The organism is Mycolicibacterium llatzerense (assembly GCF_025331195.1).
Taxonomy (GTDB): Bacteria; Actinomycetota; Actinomycetes; order Mycobacteriales; family Mycobacteriaceae; genus Mycobacterium; species Mycobacterium llatzerense.
The window spans coordinates 1,030,397-1,047,412 of record NZ_LXOV01000012.1 but is presented as its reverse complement, the minus strand read 5'-3'; the positions used below and the strand labels follow the sequence as shown (position 1 = coordinate 1,047,412).

General features: G+C 64.0%; 12 protein-coding genes and 2 pseudogenes. 8 read left to right on the top strand and 6 right to left on the bottom strand.

The window, feature by feature from the left end; genetic code table 11:
* The 6 genes and pseudogenes from A7G45_RS19950 to A7G45_RS19925 all read left to right on the top strand — a co-directional run.
* Positions 1-499: magnesium chelatase subunit ChlI family protein (locus tag A7G45_RS19950; RefSeq protein WP_260939704.1), on the top strand; the 499-nt coding region annotated here is incomplete at its 5' end.
* Positions 496-975 (top strand): annotated as a pseudogene (locus A7G45_RS19945) (DNA-processing protein DprA); the annotation flags it as partial. The gene A7G45_RS19950 and the pseudogene A7G45_RS19945, both read left to right, overlap by 4 nt.
* 66 nt (positions 976-1,041) lie before the next feature.
* Complete coding sequence (locus tag A7G45_RS19940) at positions 1,042-2,484, top strand: tyrosine-type recombinase/integrase (RefSeq protein ID WP_260939703.1); 1,443 nt, start codon at positions 1,042-1,044, stop codon at positions 2,482-2,484.
* 392 nt (positions 2,485-2,876) lie between these two features.
* Positions 2,877-4,355 (top strand): hypothetical protein, encoded by a 1,479-nt coding sequence (locus A7G45_RS19935; protein WP_260939701.1) that lies wholly within the window; start codon positions 2,877-2,879, stop codon positions 4,353-4,355.
* Between the two features lie 38 nt (positions 4,356-4,393).
* Positions 4,394-6,490 carry a hypothetical protein gene (locus A7G45_RS19930; protein WP_260939700.1) on the top strand — a complete coding sequence of 699 codons (2,097 nt, stop codon included), beginning with the start codon at positions 4,394-4,396 and terminating at the stop codon, positions 6,488-6,490.
* Positions 6,477-6,941 (top strand): hypothetical protein, encoded by a 465-nt coding sequence (locus tag A7G45_RS19925; protein WP_260939699.1) that lies wholly within the window; start codon positions 6,477-6,479, stop codon positions 6,939-6,941. Before A7G45_RS19930 ends, A7G45_RS19925 begins: the two co-directional genes overlap by 14 nt.
* A 69-nt stretch (positions 6,942-7,010) precedes the next feature.
* Here A7G45_RS19925 and A7G45_RS19920 read toward each other — a convergent pair.
* The 3 genes and pseudogenes from A7G45_RS19920 to A7G45_RS19910 form a co-directional block, all read right to left on the bottom strand.
* Positions 7,011-7,133, bottom strand: a pseudogene (locus A7G45_RS19920) (low molecular weight phosphatase family protein); the annotation flags it as partial.
* A gap of 217 nt (positions 7,134-7,350) precedes the next feature.
* On the bottom strand, positions 7,351-8,877 hold the full coding sequence (locus tag A7G45_RS19915; RefSeq protein WP_260939698.1) for an MFS transporter: 1,527 nt from the start codon (positions 8,875-8,877) through the stop codon (positions 7,351-7,353).
* Between the two features lie 144 nt (positions 8,878-9,021).
* Positions 9,022-9,921, bottom strand: a complete 900-nt coding sequence (locus A7G45_RS19910; RefSeq protein WP_260939694.1) for an alpha/beta fold hydrolase — start codon at positions 9,919-9,921, stop codon at positions 9,022-9,024.
* A gap of 64 nt (positions 9,922-9,985) precedes the next feature.
* On the opposite strand from A7G45_RS19910, the gene A7G45_RS19905 reads away from it, so the two are divergent.
* Positions 9,986-10,681 (top strand): winged helix-turn-helix transcriptional regulator, encoded by a 696-nt coding sequence (locus A7G45_RS19905; protein WP_260939690.1) that lies wholly within the window; start codon positions 9,986-9,988, stop codon positions 10,679-10,681.
* Between the two features lie 407 nt (positions 10,682-11,088).
* On the opposite strand, the gene A7G45_RS19900 is transcribed toward A7G45_RS19905, so the two are convergent.
* Together A7G45_RS19900 and A7G45_RS19895 are read right to left on the bottom strand one after the other, a co-directional pair.
* A complete protein-coding gene (locus A7G45_RS19900; RefSeq protein ID WP_260939688.1) occupies positions 11,089-12,261 on the bottom strand; it encodes an FAD-binding domain in 1,173 nt (390 codons plus the stop codon).
* Between the two features lie 614 nt (positions 12,262-12,875).
* Positions 12,876-14,348: a chloride channel protein gene (locus A7G45_RS19895; RefSeq protein WP_377042151.1), complete on the bottom strand. Its 1,473-nt coding sequence runs from the start codon at positions 14,346-14,348 to the stop codon at positions 12,876-12,878.
* Between the two features lie 316 nt (positions 14,349-14,664).
* On the opposite strand from A7G45_RS19895, the gene A7G45_RS19890 reads away from it, so the two are divergent.
* Entirely contained in the window at positions 14,665-15,141 is a 477-nt protein-coding gene (locus A7G45_RS19890) for a MarR family winged helix-turn-helix transcriptional regulator (protein ID WP_260939686.1), read from the top strand.
* Between the two features lie 788 nt (positions 15,142-15,929).
* Here the strand turns inward: A7G45_RS19890 and A7G45_RS19885 are convergent.
* Positions 15,930-16,964, bottom strand: a complete 1,035-nt coding sequence (locus A7G45_RS19885) for a hypothetical protein (RefSeq protein WP_260939680.1) — start codon at positions 16,962-16,964, stop codon at positions 15,930-15,932.
* Positions 16,965-17,016 lie beyond the last annotated feature (52 nt).

Genomic DNA, 17,016 nt, shown 5'->3' with positions numbered 1-17,016 from the left:
CAACAGGTGTCGCTGGGGGAAGAGAACGGCGAACCCGTGCCCGTGCGCGCCGCCGAACCCGAGGGACTGTGTGTGCCCGTCGGCCGACCGTCGCCGGTATCTGGGCAAGCTCTCCGGGCCGTTGATGGACCGGGTCGATCTGCGGGTCGACATGCATCCGGTACTCGCCGGGGCGTTCGGCGACCACGCTGCGGAATCCACCAGTGATGTCCGTGCTCGCGTCGCGGCGGCCCGGGCGGCTGCGGCCGAGCGCTGGCATGACGTCGGGGTGCGGACCAACGCGGAGGTGCCAGGGCCGCTGCTGCGCCGCAGATTCCGGCCGAGCCGGGACGCCATGGCGCCACTTCGCAAGTCACTCGATTCCGGGCGGCTGAGTATCCGCGGCGTCGATCGCACCCTGCGGGTCGCATGGTCGTTGGCGGATCTGGCCGGCCGCGATTCACCGAACCTCGAGGACGTCAGTACGGCATTGAGTTTCCGCGAGGGGGATGCGCGATGAGCGCCGACGATGCGGAACGACGGGCGTGGGCGTACCTGTCGCGGGTCGCCGAGCCACCGTGCCCTCGGTTGACGACGCTGGTGGCCGACTGCGGTCCGGTCGAGGCGGCGGACATGATCCGTCGCGGACAGGAGGACAAGGACCTCACGGGGAGTGTGGCCGCCCGGCGAGAGGTCGATTGTGCCGCTCGGGATTTGGAGATTCTGGACCGTCGGGGTGGGCGGCTGATCACGCCCGATGACGATGAGTGGCCGTACCTGTCGTTCGTCGCTTTCGCGAACCAAGCGGTGATGGATCGGCCATCCGGCTATCCGCCCATGGTGCTGTGGGCTTTGGGCCCGGCCCGGTTGGATGATGTCGCCGAACGTGCGGCGGCGATCGTCGGCACCCGGGCGTGCACGTCGTACGGCGAGCATGTCACCGCCGAGATCGCGGCGGGACTCGTCGAACGCGACGCCGCGGTGGTGTCGGGCGGGGTTCTCGTTCTATAGCCATTGGCTTGTTGTTGTTATGCTCCTGCCACCCTCGGGCTGGGAGCCAACATGCAGACATGGTCGGTTGTGCGCTACGACATTGATGTGCTCGCCGAGGATTGGCCGACGGAGGTCACGGGTCCGATTCCTGATATCGGAGACGTGTTGGCGCGTTGGCGGGCCGTTGATGGACAGCGCTTCCTCATACGCAACGATGGGTTTGTCGACGTACGAGTCAATGCCTTCCTGTCTTCAGCTCGGATGCGAACGCTTGCGAGTAACACAAACCGTGACTACGCACAGTCGCTGTGTTTGTGGCTGAACTTCTTGCAGACCAGCGGACGCGTGTGGTCTGAAGCGACCGAGGAAGACGCAGAGGATTTCGAGTTCTGGCGGCGCACCGATCCGAACAACCCGAGTCCCGTTGGTGCTTCTGCCTTTTCGAAGGATATTGCAGCGTGCAAAAAGTTCTATTCGTGGACGGCGGAGAGGTTTGCAGATGTCGTCGACGTCTTCCTATACGTCGCTTCGCCGCCGTCCAAGCGGTCGGCCAGAGTTCGATGGCTCGATCCTGCCGCGGTAGATCGTTGGCGCGACGTTGGGTTGCGTGGCCGCGATCTTCACGGGCGAAGGGACCGCTCGTGCCGTACTCGAAATGAGCAGCGCGATGTTGCATTTTTTGACGGACTTTATGGAACAGGGTTGCGGCTGTCGGAGTGGGCCTCGGTCACTATCGATGAACTTCCAACACTCGGTGCTGACCGGCCTTTCTACAAGTGTCATCTGGCCGATAAATGCGCCAAAGGTGGCTATGGGCACCCGTATTGGATGCCGCGGCACGTGCTTGCCGGGATGTATGCCTACGTGGAGGGTGCCCGCGCCCGAGCTATCCGCGGCGCCCAAGACAGCGGCCGCTATGCGGTACTGAGCGATACGATCGAGGTGGGTGACGCGAAGCGTCTCGGATCGGTGCGACTGTCCGACGGCAATGGCGGATTCATCGATCGCGCTTGGAATATCACTAGTCCGGCGTTGCGCCGCAGACTATTTCGCCGCACGCCAGCTGGTCTTGAGCCACTGTGGTTGTGGCTAAACGAAAATGGCCTCCCGCGCGACCCACACGGATGGCATCACACCTTCGCTGAGGCCAACGACCGTATCGCAGCGCAGGGTGTGGAGTACTTCACCTGCACACCGCACATGCTGCGACACTCTTTCGCCCTGCGGTGGTTCTCGGTAGGCAAATTGGTCTATTCGTCGCGACTGGGCCACCTTTCGGACGAGGAGGCACGCGACTTCCGGGTCCAATTCGGTGACACCTGGCATCTGGTGCAGACGATGTTGGGACACCGTCGAGTCGAAACCACCAGGGACGTATACCTGGAACCGTTCCGAACGCTCGACGTGGAGGTGTTGCTGGCCCAGACACAGGGATTGCCGGTGTCGGGATTGCTGGCCGAGCTTTTCGACAATCACTCGATGGTTCTCGGCGATCCGGTGGCGCGCCGATGAATCGTCGTGGTCGTGCCGCGCGGCTTCCTGAATCTGACCGTGCAACACTGCGCGGTGTTCTCGCCGACGGAACCACGGTACGTTGCTTTGAGGACGGTAATAGCCAGCCGAAAGACTTCGACTGTTCACTGTTGACGGTGAGCCCAGAGCTTCAGCGCATGTTTGCCGAGGCGTTCGCTAAACGCACCGGACCCGGCAGCGGTCTACGGTCAATGTCGTCGATCGGGGACGCGTTCCGATCGATGCGTCTGTTCACGCGGTACCTCGCGGGTTTGCCGCGTCCACCCGTCCGCAAGGCGGACCTACGTCCGCGCCACATCGATGGCTTCTTGGCCGCGCGTCGCGCCGCGGGTGCGCCAGCGAAGCTCACCGAGGAGCTGCGCGGAGTGAAAATGATTCTACGCCAGCTTGATTCGTGGGAACCGGCCATGGTGGCCAAACTTGCCGAGCCCCACCCGCGGCCACTGCGTTCAGGTAAGCGCCACGAGAGCTACAGCCGTGCCGAGTTCCTGCGGATAGCGTCTGCTGCACGCGCGGACCTGCGGCGGGCCGCGCAACGCATCCGAGGCAACCGCGTGCTGCTGGAGCAGTACCGGTCGGGTCACCTCGACGATCCAACGCGACGGTTTGAGTTGCTCGACTACGTGGAACGTCATGCCGATGTGCCGCGCCGTGGCGGCGACTTCCCAAGCAAATCGCAGCTGACGGCCAAGTGGGTGCGTAGTTTCGGCGGGACCCGGGAGATCATTCGCTGGGCACATCTAAATCCGCTGGAAGTGAGCGCCGGTGCAGTGCTTCTGGCTGTGCTGACCGGCCAAAATCCGTACGTCATCATGAAATGTCCGGCACGTCATCATCGGGCCGACGGCAACGCAGGCGGACCCAAGACCGCGATTGTCGAGATGCGTAAGCCCCGCCGCGGCAGCCGCGCCGACATGGATGTGGCCCTTGCCGCCGTTCCAGATTGGATCAGCATCCCTGACGACCCGACCTCGATGTCGCGCCGCGATGAACTGCACACCGCCTTCGGCGTCTACATGTTGCTGTGTGAGCTGACCGCGTCGAGCCGGCGGATCGAGGGCAGCGGCCGACTGATGGTTGCCTACTGCGCAAATGGGCACAACGGTCGCGGTATTCGTGCGCACGGCTCGGCCGAGGGATGGGTTCGGCCGTGGTCGCGCCAACAGGGCCTGCTGTGTGACGCGGTCCAGGGCGCACCTGCCAAACCACTGGAAGTGTCGCTGGTTCGATTGCGGATGACATACCTTGAGCTGCACCAGAAACCGGTGGCACACACCGAACAGACCCTCGTCGATGACTATCTGGGGCGAAACCGCGGCAGCCTGGTTGAGTACCGCCGCGTTGTCGCTGATGCCTTGCAGGACCAGGTGGCCAAGGCTCGTGCACTGCCCCTCATGTCCGCGCTGTCGGCGGCCGAAGTTGCTCAGGCGCACGCCGACCCGACGACTTTGGCGTCGGAATTATCGTTGTCCCACACCGATGTTCGCCGGATGCTGAAGGGCAAGTTGGACACCGTGATGAATGCGTGCATTGACAATCAGCACGGGCCGTACGGTGACCCGGGCCAACCTTGTCGAGCCTCATTCATGCTGTGCCTGAGTTGTCCGTGCGCTCGCGGGTTGCCTCGACATTTGCCGGTGCAGACGTTGGTGCTCGACCGTCTCGCTGAGCGTCGCCACCACATGACCCCGTTGGCCTGGACGACCCGGTTCGCAGTCCCGCATGCCCAGTTATCCGATCTGCTCGCAGGCTTCGATGACGAGCAGCTCAGTGCAGCGCGAGCAGCAACCACCGATGCCCATCGAGAGATGGTGGGCCGCTTCCTCAACCGAGAACTGGACATGCGATGACGACGCAGCGGCGGCACGCTGCGTTGCACCACGACCACGTGGGATGGCCTGACCCATCCACGACCGTGCTCTTGCGGCGGGTACTGCGTCCAGATGCTGATCCGGCCGGGCTGTCTCGGTACGCAGACGACGTGTGGCACTTCGATCAAGGAATCTTCGAGGAAAGCTCGAAGATCATCAGCATCAACTTCAAACTGGCACCAAAACCGTTGCGAGAAGCCGTAAAGCACTACATGTGGGTCCTGGTCAACACCGACCCGCCAATGCAATTGCGGCGAACAACGGCCACTCGCCCGTCGTTGTACACCGTCAGGATGTGCTGGTATCCACTGCGGATCTTCCTCAATTGGCTTCACAAACGCCGTGTTGCGCGGTTCTGTGATGTCACAGCCGAGATGCTCGACGAATACCTGGTCTATCTGAGCCGCTACCAGGACAGCGTGGGACAGATGCACCGATGCGTCGTCGAGGTCCGCCGCCTCTGGGGGTACCGCTCGGTGCTACCGGAATCAATGCGGCTGCCCGAAACGCCGCCCTGGGGCGGTGATTCCGCCGGAGCGCTGTTCGGCAACGTCCGCTCATACATGGAGAACCTCACCCCACGTATCAACGAGGACACCATGGGAGCACTGCTGCTGTGGGCGCTGCGATTCGTCGAAGATTTTGCCGACGACATCATCGCCGCCCGCGAGGAGTTCGTGTTCCTGCATGCACGCGGGCCCGACGTGACGGCCGGGCACGAACCGGATAGGCCACGATTGCCGCAAGGCGGGGCCATCAAACTGGTCACCGACTACGCCGAATCGGTTCGGCAACAGCAAGGCTTGTTGCCGGGCAGGATCAACGACGCCGGCGAGCGGGAAATCAACTATCCGTTTATCGGCAGGCTGATCGGTGTCCCACGGCTACCACGGGCGTCCTACGCGACCGCCCGGTCCGCGCTGGCCTCCTGCGGTCTGCCAATCGATGACGACGCGTACCTGTCCACTTCGGTCACCGCCACCGTGGCGGGACGGCCGTGGCATCCCGGACGGTTCTCCTACAACCAGACTCGCTACCTCGTGCGGCATCTGCACACCGCCGGCCTGATTGTGGTCGCCTACCTCTCTGGTGCTCGGCCCGCGGAGGTGTTGAACCTGCGTCGTGGCTGCGTCGACCGTGACGATGCCAACGACATGTACCTGATGTCGGGCGTGTACTTCAAGAATGCCGTCGACGAGCACGGCAACAAGGTGCCCGCCGGTCTGCCGCGGGCTGATCCTTGGGTGGTGGTGGCGCCTGTCGCGCGAGCGATCGCGGTACTTGAACGGCTCCATGACGAAGACCTGCTGTTCACCAACCGCATTGACCTGAGCCGCAATTACGTGCAGCGCCGCACCGGGGGATTAGCCTTCAACACCCAGGTCGCCACCGACAGCGTGCACCGGTTCATCGATTTCGTGGACCAGCTGTGTGCTCACCACCGCATCGACCCCATTCCGTCGGACTCACACGGCCAGCTGACCATCAGCCGGTTTCGTCGAACGCTGGCATGGTTCATCCGCCGCCGGCCTCGCGGGCTGGTCGCCGCATCGATCCAATACGGTCACGTGCATACCCGCATGATTCAGGGTTACGCCGGTGCCTACGACTCGGGCTTCCCCGACGAGCTGGCATTCGAGGACTACCTTGCCCGGTTGGAACAATTCGCGGCTGATGAACAGGCCCTGAGCGACGGGGAACGCGTATCCGGACCGGCCTCACAGACCTACCGCCAGCGTCTGAGCGCCGCCAACGGTCGATTCGCCGGATATGCCCTGACCAGCAAAAAGCAGGCTCGCGATCTGCTGGCCAACCCTCTACTGCAGATCTATCACGGGGAGGGAATGACCTGCGTGTTCGACGCGACGAAGGCCGCGTGCCAGCTGCGGGGGGCTCGCGATGATCCGCTGGTGACACCCGACGTCGACGACTGCCGGCCCGGCTGCCGCAATATCGCCCGGACCGATCGTGACCTGGAGACGGTCCGCCGACACCGAGATCGGCTTGCCGAAGCGGTGGCCGATCGTGCCGCCCCACCACTGCGGCATCAGCGAGAACAACGAGAACTCGCGCGCGTCGACATGATCATCAGGGAGCACGATGAAGGCCACTGAAACCGACCCTGTTCGCAAGAAGATCCTCGCCGCCATGGACCGATTGATGGCGGGCAAGCCGCTACGCTCCACCGGGCGGCTCAACGTCTCCCAGCTGGCCGTCGAGGCCGGTGTGGCGCGGTGGCACCTCACCCATCAGCACGTCGATCTCAAAGAGATGTTTCAAGCGCGCGTCCGCAACGAGGGTAAGACGCCGGCTCCGTTCCAGGGCACGGCCGCCGCATTCGATGATCTGCAAGATGCACATCGAGCGCTGCTAGCGCACTGCGCCGAACTGGAGCAGAGGATCAAGCTGTACGCCAACGTGATCCAGCTGCTGGCCACGGAACGAGCGACGAGCACGCAAAGCCGGCCGGTGACCGATATTGCATCACGTCGAACACCGCCACTCCAATCGGCCGCGAGGCGCGCCAAGCGCAACGTAACCTCGTCGCGCGAACGCCAGCATTAGCACCGGATCACCGTTGGCCGACAAGTTTGGGCTTGGTCGCCCCGGCGGCGCTCCGCGGTCGGCGGTGGATCAGCGTGACTGAGGTGATCCGATCAGGCGCGTGTGCGGGTCGGTGACGCGTTCGGCGATGTCGTCGCGGACTAGGCGCATTCGTTTGATGCCTTCGATGCCGCGTAGGGATGGTTTGTCGGTTATCTGGGGTCGAATTTGGGTGTATACCACCGGGTTCGCTTAGGTCGCGCGGTGTTCTATTGATCTAGGCGGGCACAGGTGTCTGTGGGGGGTGTTCCCCGTCAGGTACTGACCGGGTATCTGGGGTTCGATCGGGGTGTGTCTTGATGTTCCCGGTTAGGCAGTTGTAATCGTTCGTAGGTAAGCGGGAACGGGTTGATCGGGAGCGTGTTCCTGCTTAGGGGTTGACCGTCGAGGTATGCCAAGTGCTGGCGTCGAGCACTGGGCCGCGGAACCGGCGGCCGGGGAGAGCGATCATGCCTGCGGCTGCGGCGGTGTAGCACGCTCCTGCGACGACCGCGCAGGCGACGGTGAGGCCGTGTACGAACGAGGATTGCGCGGCGGTGAGCAACCCGGGATTGTGCGCGGCGATACCAAATGCGACCGGTACCGAAGTCGCTGCCTGGGCGGCGTTGCCGGTTGTCGAGAACGCCGTGTGGACGAGGCGGCCGCCGAAAACGGATGAGAAGATCGAGCCAATGATGGCGACGCCCATGGTGGATCCCAATTCGCGGGTGGCGTCGTTGACCGCTGAGCCAACACCCGCGCGCGACGGCGGTAGGACGAGCATGATTGATTCGGTTGCCGGTGTTGAAACGAGTCCGATGCCCAGTCCCATGAGCAGCATCTGCGGGACGATGGTTGTCCAGTAGGGCGTGGTGGTGTCGATGCTGCCGGCGATCCAAGCCATCGCGGTGCCGAACGAGGTGAGTCCGGTAACCACCACTGGGCGCGTGCCGGCGCGTGGAGCGAGCAGTCCACCGACCAGTGAGCCGATCGCGATGGATAGCGCGACGGGCAAGATACGGGCTCCGGTTGATAGGGGCGTGAACTGCCGAAGCACTTGGAAGTACTGGGTGATGAGGAAGATAAATCCCGATAGCGCAAAGAATATCACCGTGACTGCACCGCTGGCAGCGCTGAATCGTCGATCGGCGAACAGTCGTACATCGAGCATCGGGTGGTCGGCGGCGCGCTCCACGACGACGAACACGATGGCTAAGCCGACGGAGACGGCGAAGCCGATGAGGGTAGCGGTGCTGCGCCAGCCCCGCTGTGGAGCTTCGATAATCGTGTAGACGAGCACCCCCAGGAGAGCAACGGAGATTGTGAGGCCTCGGAGGTCCAGCGCGGGAACCGAGGGGTCGCGGGACTCGGGAATGAGCAGGAACCCGAGGACCGCGGCAGCCAGGGCGAGGGGCACCAGGGCCCAAAACACGCTGCCCCAGTAAAAATGTTGCAGAAGTGCGCCTCCGGTGACTGGGCCCGCTGCTACGCCCACCCCGACGACGGCGCCCCATCCACCGAGCGCCGCCGCGCGTTGGCGGCGGTCGGGGAAGGCGTTGGTGATGATCGACAGCGTCGTCGGGAAGATCAGGGCGGCGAATGTCCCCATGGCAAATCGGGCGGCGATCAGGGTGCCGGTGCTCTCGATCAGTGCGCCCGCTGCGCTGGTGATGGCGAATCCGAGCAGGCCGACCAACAGAGCCGGACGTCGTCCATAGCGGTCCGAGAGGCTTCCTGCGGCCAGTACCAGTGCGGCGAACGCGAGGTTGTAGCCGTCGACGACCCATTGCAGTCCGCGTGTGTCGGCGCCGAGTTCGGTGGCGATGCTCGGCAGGGCAACGTTGACGATGGTGACGTCGAGGTTGATTGCGAGCACGGCCACGTAGACCGCGGCCAGGATGCCCGCCCGTCGATTCATGACCGTTCCTCGGCGCAGCATGTGCGGCGGGGGCGTTGCGCGCCGCGAATGCCTCTGGCCGCGGCGCCGTTGGTGGAAATGCATTGGGTGAAATGCTCTTTGGCGCAGCGTTGTGGGCGTTGGCGTGCGGCCACGATGGCTCCGTTAGTTCGTGGCGTCGGGATTGCCGGCCGGTGAATGCAGGTGCCAGTTGCGGATCGCTGCCGCGAATTGTTCGGGGGCATCCGATGGGACGAAATGGCCGGCGCCTTTGACGATGACGGTCTGGTGATCGGTGAAAGTCTGCTCCCACCGCCGCAGTTCGTTGTTGCCGAAGGCGAAGTCGGCGTCACCCCAGATGATCAGCGTTGGCAGGGCCGCGATGCCGCTCAGCCCGCCGGCGATGTCGGCGAGAAAGGTTCGGCTGGCGGTGATTTCGCGGGGAAAGACGGCTGAGGCTTCCCGCCGTGCAGGGCTGTCGAGGGCCTGTTTGTAGTGGGCCATCTGCTCGTTGGTGGGTTTGGTCAGTCGGTGCCCGACGGGGATCATGAGGTTGACGAAGAGGTTGAGTTGCCGGATCGCCAGGCGTCCGATCGGGCTGCCCATCACGTGCGACATGATCTGCACGAGCGGGTCAGTGACCGGCCAGGCCCACGTGTTTGTCAGTACCAGCCGGTCGAAAGTCTGGCGGTGTTGTTGCACTGTCGCCAACCCGATCGGGCCGCCCCAGTCGTGCGCCACCAGTGTGACCCCTTCCAACGCAAGCGATTCCACGAAGGCGCTGATCACCTGGGCATGGTCGGCGGGTAGGTACCGGTATCCCGGAGCCGGCGACGACAACCCGAAACCCGGGTAGTCGACGGCGACGCAACGGAAATCCTGGCGCAGCGACGTGATGACGTCGCGGTAGTCGAACGACCAGGTCGGATTGCCGTGCAGGAACAGCAGCGTCGGTCCTTGGCCTTCATCGATGTAGTGCAGGCGGTGCCCTTCGATGTCGATGAATTGGCTCTCGAACGGAAATAACTCGTCGTCGACCCAGGCGGGACGCTCAGTGACAACCATGCCTACCCCTCACGTTGTTGTCATTGGTATACTCAAGTCAGCTTTAAAAAGTCAAGGGGTTTCGGTGGTTCGGAGTTACGGCGAATACTGTGGGCTGGCTCGAGCGCTCGATGTGGTTGGCGAGCGCTGGAACCTGCTGATCGTCCGGCAGTTGCTGATCGCGCCGGCTCGCTATCAGGAGTTGCGCGCGGGGCTCCCGGGCGTTGCCACCAATCTGCTCGCCGATCGGCTGCGCGATTTGGAATCCGCTGGGGTGATCGAACGGCGGCTGGCCGACGACAGCAGTGCGATCGTCTACGCGCTTACCGTGTGGGGTGCCCAGCTTCGTGAGCCGATCGAGGGTCTGGTCCGCTGGTCCACGCCGTTGATGATCCGGGGCCCCGAGGGCGATAGCTTCCGTGCTGAAGGGCTTCTGGTGGCTCTGCCTGCCCTGTTTGGTGTGCGGGTGCCACCGCGCCGATCGGTGACGGTGGGCGTGGCCGTGGATGATGAGCTGCTCCAGATTCGTTCTACTCGAACAAGTTTCGAGGTGACTGCGTCCGACGGTCGCGCGTTTGATGCCGTGGTCAGCGGCGACGGCCAGATCATTCTGGGGCTGGCCGCCGGTGCGATCACCCTCGACCTCGTCGCCGGGCTGGTCCATATCGAGGGTGATGAAGCTGCCGCGCGAGCCGTCTTCGACGCTGCGCGCAACCCTCACGCCGGCACGCCGCCCTGGCTCGTCCGCGCGCCCGCCGAGGGCGCGACGCTCCCCGACTGACTGACGCACACGGCCGATCAGCGCTCTACCGCGATGTCGTCGAAGTCGAGCACCAACAGCGTCGGCCGGGCCAGGACTCGTCTACCCGGGCCCCGCGGGGGCACCCGCCGACTGGTTGGGAATACCAGTGCATCGAACCGGCGATGCAGGGCGCAGTGCAGGGCCGCGGTTGGCCCTTCGGCCCATGGGTTCGGCGACGAAGTCGTGCCGACCGATCAGGCCGTCGTCGCCGACGTAGAACGTCTGCTGCCGGCAGTGGCAGTGGGTATCGATCACTTCCGGGACCGTGGCGTCCATTCTTACCCCGCTACAACGGGATGCGTCTTCTCGATGCGCCAGCATCGCGATTTCAGTGTTGCCCAGGGCGGCGGCACGTATGAACGTCCGAAAACCCCGATGGCGCAACGTCACATCGGGTATTCGGGTAACTCGATGTCGTCGCGCAGGGTGCGGGTGACGAGCAGGTCGCTCAGTGGACGGAATCTCATGGCTCGCATCACCAGTTGCCCTACCCGGATGCCCAGTTCGGTCTTCGGGGCGAACACCGGAATGAGCTTTGCCGCACTGGCCTGTTTGGCTTCGACCAGCGGTCGCATGCGTGTCTCGTAGGCTTCGAACGCGCGATGGTGATCGCCTCCGGCGCAAGCCAGTTCACCAGCCAACACATACGCTGCCGTCATCGCGAGACCGGTGCCTTCACCGGCGAGTAGTGACACGCAGGCCGCCGCGTCGCCGATCAGGGCTGCTCGGCCCTGGCTCCAGCGGTTCAAGCGAACTTGGCTCACGACATCGAAGTAGAGATCGTCGACGTCGTCGAGCGCGGCAAGGATATGTTTGCATTCCCAGCCCGCATCGGCGTATTCGCGCCACAGCAAAGCTCTTTGGGCGTCAAGATCGCCCGGATCGTGGATCTGTGGTGAGCGGAACACGAAAAGAAAAAGTGTGCGATCACCGTGCAGCGCGAATCGCGCCACGGATCGACCTGGTCGACTGTAGGTGACATACACGAGTTCATCCCGCGGCTGATAACCGTCAACCACACCGGCTGCAACCATGCAACCGAGATAGTGTTCTGGCACTGGCCCGAACGTCAGCCGACGAACGGTGGAATGCAGTCCGTCGGCGCCTATGACGAGGTCAAAGTCGCGAGTTTCATTCCGCGCAAAGTTCACGCGGACCCCATCAGGGTGTTGATCGACCGCGGTGATGCTGTCGTCGAAGATGGTTTCGACGTCCTTCTCGATCGCGGCGTAGATGACGGAGGCCAGATCGCCCCGAGCCAAGCTGGCGAGCTGTCCGCCGGCGGCCCGCCGGAATCCGTCAACGGTCAGACTCGCCGCGGTGCGGCCATCGGTCCCGACCGAGCGCAGTGATTGAACTTGGTAACCGGCGTTACGGATCTCGTCCTCTAGACCCATCCGTTGCGCGACGCGGTAGCCCACACCCCAGAAGTCGATCACGTAGCCGCCGGTGCGAAAGTGCGGTGCGCGCTCGATCAAAGTCGGCTCGTGGCCGGTGCGATGCAGCCAGTAAGCGAGTGTTGGTCCGGCCACACCGGCACCGCTGATCGCGATTCTCATTCCGCACATCCCTTCGCGTCGATCCGCGCAACCGATCGGCGGCCAGCTGGACACGCCCCCGCTGGTCCCACTGCCGCGTTCGGCAGTCCAGTCTTTGAGCTCAAGTGTAATAAGCAATAGTTGCAAGATGCAATGATTAATGTTCTGTCGCTCCGAGGGTCACCGGGTAAAACCACGTCGTGCGGGGCCCGCGCCGAATGCGGCGAAATCGTCAGGATTGCTTGACTGTTGGGCGGCCAAGGCATTCTGGACGGCATCCGTGCACACATCTGGTGGCCGTACCTCCTCGATAGCGTGATCACAACCTGGCCCTCGCCTGGCCACTTTTCGTCGGTTCGTCGCCAAGAACACCTGGGCGCCCCGCGCTCCGCACATGGTCGGGCGCCACTCGACGCACAAGAGCGCTGGGAGCTATGTGATCCCGGCTTAAGGCGGATATGCAAAGTGGCGGCAGTTCGCAACGGTATCCATGCCGGCCGCAAGGCGACCAAATGTAGACCAGCGGTGCGAGATTGGATCGCCAAGCCCGTGTGCCACCGAGGGGACGGCCACACATCGACACAGCTGTCTGGCGATGCGGGCACCCGTTGCACAACGAACTGTGGCGGCGCTTTCTAGTTAACGACGCGTAGGGTCGGTCGTTTGGGTGACGGGTTGGTATCGGTGTCTCTCGCGACGTGGCGCAAAGTGCGAGACGTATTGCGGCGTGGTGGGTTTTCGATATGCATGTCTGCGGTGAGAGTCTGGGGTGTGTGGTTTGGTTGTGACGTGTGTTGGCTGGCGTCTGCGATGGGGATTCGATCGTCTGCTGTGGCGGTGTCGAGATCGATGCCGCGGCGCCAGAGCTTGGCGGTGTAGATGGTGTGTTTGCCGAGGAGCCGGGCGGTGCCTGCGGCCATGGCGACGGCGGTCATCAGGGGCAGGATGATGGCGTATTGGCCGGTGAGCTCGAAGAGCGTGACGACGGCGGTGATGGGTGCGCCGGTGGCGCCACCTAGTAGCGCGCCCATGCCGATCAGTCCGCAGGCGCCGGCCGCGATGGCCAGGTTCGGATACAGCTGGTGGGCGGCGACGCCGAAGGCACTGCCCGCCATGGCCCCGATGAACAGCGTGGGTGCAAATACCCCGCCGGAGCCGCCGATGCCGATGGTCAAACTGGTGGCGAAGATCTTGCCGACCATGAGCACGACGAGCATCGCGACTGCGTAGCGACCCTCGATGGCGTTTTGCAGGACAGGATATCCGACGCCGTACATCTGCGGCAGTGCGATCAGTAAGGCGCCCAACGCAATTCCGCCGACAGCGGGGCGTGCCCATTGTGGTCCACGCCAGAGCCAGTCGCAGGCGTCCTCAACCCAGTAGAGCACGCGGGAGAACAGCGTTCCGACGATGCCCGCAATCACACCGAGCGCGGCATACAGCGCGTATTCGAGCGGGTGGTGCACGGTGAATCCGGGGAGGGACAGGAAAGGGTGATCGCCCATGAGCGCGCGGCCCACGACGGCGGCGGCCACGCTGGACAGCACCACGACCCCGGCGGATTCGGCCGCCAAATTGCGCAGGATCAGTTCGAGGGCGAAGAACACACCGGCCAGTGGCGCGTTGAAGGTGGCGGAGATTCCGCCGGCAGCGCCGCAGGCGACGAGTAATCGGATTCGATCGGCATCCAGTCGCAACAGCTGTCCCAGCGCGGAGCCAGCGGCCGAGCCGATCTGCACGATCGGCCCTTCGCGCCCGACGGATCCGCCGCCACCGATGCACAGCGCCGAGGCCAAGGCTTTGATGATGGTGACCTGCGGCGCGATACGTCCGTTGTTGTGCGCGACGGCGTACATCACCTCGGGCACGCCATGTCCACGGGCTTCTGGCGCAAAGCGGTGCACGATCGGGCCGTAGACCGCGCCAGCGACCACGGGCGCCACCAGCAGGAACCACCAGCCCAGCATGGGCCAGTGCGCACTGGCAACCCGGCCCAGCGCCGAGTAATCGTCGTACCCGGTGAACATCCGGGTGAAAAATATGACCAGCCAACGGAACGCGACTGCGCCCAGCCCGGTGAGCACACCGACCGCCAACGCGAACGGCACCAGCATCACCCTGCTATGTAGGGCGGCGGATACGTGCGCGGGTGTTGGTGCCAGGACGGCGCGCCACCAACGGATACTGCGGCCAGTCATTATTGCAGTATGCAACAATAGTGCTGGCGAGGGTAATCGGCGGACTTTTTGGGTGCGGTGGCACCGCCTCGGTGCGGGGCTGCCTGTTGGTGCTGGTGTGTCGGCCCGTCGGGCCGGGAACTGGCATCGACTCTGAAAAGCTGTCGTTGCCCGGCGCGGCCGTTGACTGGGGTTTGTCGGCTGATCTGTCGGCGCGGATTACAGTGGTATCAAAGGAGGACTCCTGGTGAACGCGCAGACTAAGACAATCGCCGGCCAATCGGTCGATGCCATTACCGATGCCTTGATCACTGCTTCGCGGCTGTTGGTCAGTATCTCGGCGCGCTCTATCGCTGATGTAGACGACGCGATCACCATTCCCCAATTCCGGGTCCTGGTTATCTTGTCGTCACGCGGCGTCACGAACCTGGCGACCCTGGCCGGGCTGCTCGATGTGCAACCGTCGACGATCGGCAGGATGGCCGACCGTCTGGTCGCTGCCGGGCTGATCGATCGTCGCCCACATCCCAATTCGCGCCGTGAACTGGTGGTGGAGTTGACAACGCGCGGCCGCAAAGTCGTGCGCACGGTGACTGCGCGCCGCCGCGCGGAAATAGCCCGGGTTGTGGAGGCGATGCCGGCGCGGCAGCGCGAGGGCATGGTCAGTGCGCTCACCGCGTTCACCGAAGCTGGCGGAGAACCTCCGGCCAGCATCGATTTCTAGCAGCCCGACGGGCTGGGCACAGCGATCCTGCACAGTCAGCGGCCGAGAGGCAGCGCGGCTCATCGCGGAGCGCTCCTGGTCGATTCAACGGCGCGGGCGCGACGAGCAACGCGGTCATCCCGAGGCCGCGGGCGGAGCCGACCGGCCCTTGGGGCGGGACACGGTTCGGGGTGGGCCCGCCCGCGGCTGTCTGCGGGGATATGTTGATTGCTACTGCCTTGACGGCAACGTCATCGGCACGATTCTGCGTTATGCCATGTTCGGAGGCTCTGGGACCAGTTCACTGACGTCTATGAGTGGGTGACAGTGGCACTATGCGACTGTAGCAGAGTGCGTATTTCCGGGGTTGCAATCTGGCCAACCGCAGCATCGAGTGTTCACCCTTTGTTGCACTGGGTAACTCGGGGATGTCGCCGCTTATCTGGGTCCCACAATCCCTGCGCTCGGTTTCGGACCTGGACCCAGAAGTCGCATGAACCTCGAATTCTCGGCTCATGCGGGATGGTTGGCGCCATCGGCTTCGGCAGATTATGAAGGCGAACAGATTCCAACCGATATGAGAGCTGGGTTCGAGCGAAAACCGCTACAGCCGTGCCGAAGTCGATCCATATAACCATTTCACCAACGCGAACACCGTCACACGGTCAAGGCGGCGTCGGTGTCGTTGTGAGCGATGAACGAACGCATTTCACTGCTGCCAATCACGCTCTGGTGCAACCAATTTCGTGACGCACTTTCGCGGTGAGTGCCCGCGGCGGCTATAGAGGAACCGCTGCGTCGTTGCCGGGTCACCGGCGGCAGGTTTCGTAGCGGTGAATGAGTGCCTGCTCACCGGCGCTGGGTTGATAGACGGCCAGGTCGCGTCGAGTGCATCCGCCGATCGTGATCGCGACCGGGCCTCGTGAGACCCCGTAGCCGCCGATGTGGCCGGACAGTTGACTGCTGGCGGTGTAGAGGACGGGGGCTGGCAATGTTGCGGTGAGCGGCAGGTGCCGGGTGGCTAGGGCTAGGGCGACATCGACGGCGTCGGTGCCCGTGGTTGCTTCGGACAGCCATACCGGTGGGGTGGCCGGTCCGTTGATTTGCATGCTGTCGGTATGGGCGATGGTTTGGTCGGAGGTCAGCTGACGCCAGAGCTCGAGTTCGGCGGGCGTGGGGAAGCGCCCGGTGAATGCGATTCGGTCTTCTGCCCGCGCCGCGCTCACTGTCCAGTTCAGCATCGCCAGGTAGGGGAAATGAGCCCCGATGGTGCTGACGGCGCCGGCGATGTCCTCGCTGTGAGAGCCTGCGGCCAGTTCGATGTCCGCCAGGTTCGAACTTCCGATCTCCCTCGGGGTCAGGTGCGCCACGGGATGACTGATCGTGGCCCGCAGGGCGACGGTGGCCCCGGGCAGCATGGTGCGCAGGGCAATCCAATCGCGGGCCTGGTCGAGGATTTGGGTCGCGTTGGCGATCGGCCGGTCGCTGCTGTCGACGGCAAAGACGTTCCATCCGTGGCGGATGTTGAGTTCGGTGTGGTAGTCGCGGTATCGGCCTGATGCGACGTTTCGGAGATAGGTATCGACGAGGGCGGCCAGCTCGTCAGCGGTCAGGCTATCGGAGGCATCGACGTGGATGTTGAACATCACCACACCCTCGGCCCAGTGGTTGGCGTAGGCAGCGTGAGCGCCCTGCACCCCAGGCATCGAGCCCAGCTGTGCACTGAGTCGGTCGACATCGGCGCGGCGGTCGGGAACCTTGGTGCCGCAGCCGGACAGCGACACCAGAACGGTGATCACGGCCCCGCAGACCACGGCATTACGCAGCCGCACGCTGCCGCGCATGTGTCTGCGACCGCACCGAAGCCGGATGTCGCTGCGAGCCCGGCGACCAGAG

What these genes read in the sequence shown, in the direction of transcription:
- A7G45_RS19910 (WP_260939694.1), bottom strand. Translation starts at nt 9,921, where the DNA reads ATGGTTGTCACTGAGCGTCCCGCCTGGGTCGACGACGAGTTATTTCCG.
- A7G45_RS19915 (WP_260939698.1), bottom strand. Translation starts at nt 8,877, where the DNA reads ATGAATCGACGGGCGGGCATCCTGGCCGCGGTCTACGTGGCCGTGCTC.
- A7G45_RS19885 (WP_260939680.1), bottom strand. Translation starts at nt 16,964, where the DNA reads ATGCGCGGCAGCGTGCGGCTGCGTAATGCCGTGGTCTGCGGGGCCGTG.
- A7G45_RS19925 (WP_260939699.1), top strand. Translation starts at nt 6,477, where the DNA reads ATGAAGGCCACTGAAACCGACCCTGTTCGCAAGAAGATCCTCGCCGCC.
- A7G45_RS19900 (WP_260939688.1), bottom strand. Translation starts at nt 12,261, where the DNA reads ATGAGAATCGCGATCAGCGGTGCCGGTGTGGCCGGACCAACACTCGCT.
- A7G45_RS19940 (WP_260939703.1), top strand. Translation starts at nt 1,042, where the DNA reads ATGCAGACATGGTCGGTTGTGCGCTACGACATTGATGTGCTCGCCGAG.
- A7G45_RS19935 (WP_260939701.1), top strand. Translation starts at nt 2,877, where the DNA reads ATGATTCTACGCCAGCTTGATTCGTGGGAACCGGCCATGGTGGCCAAA.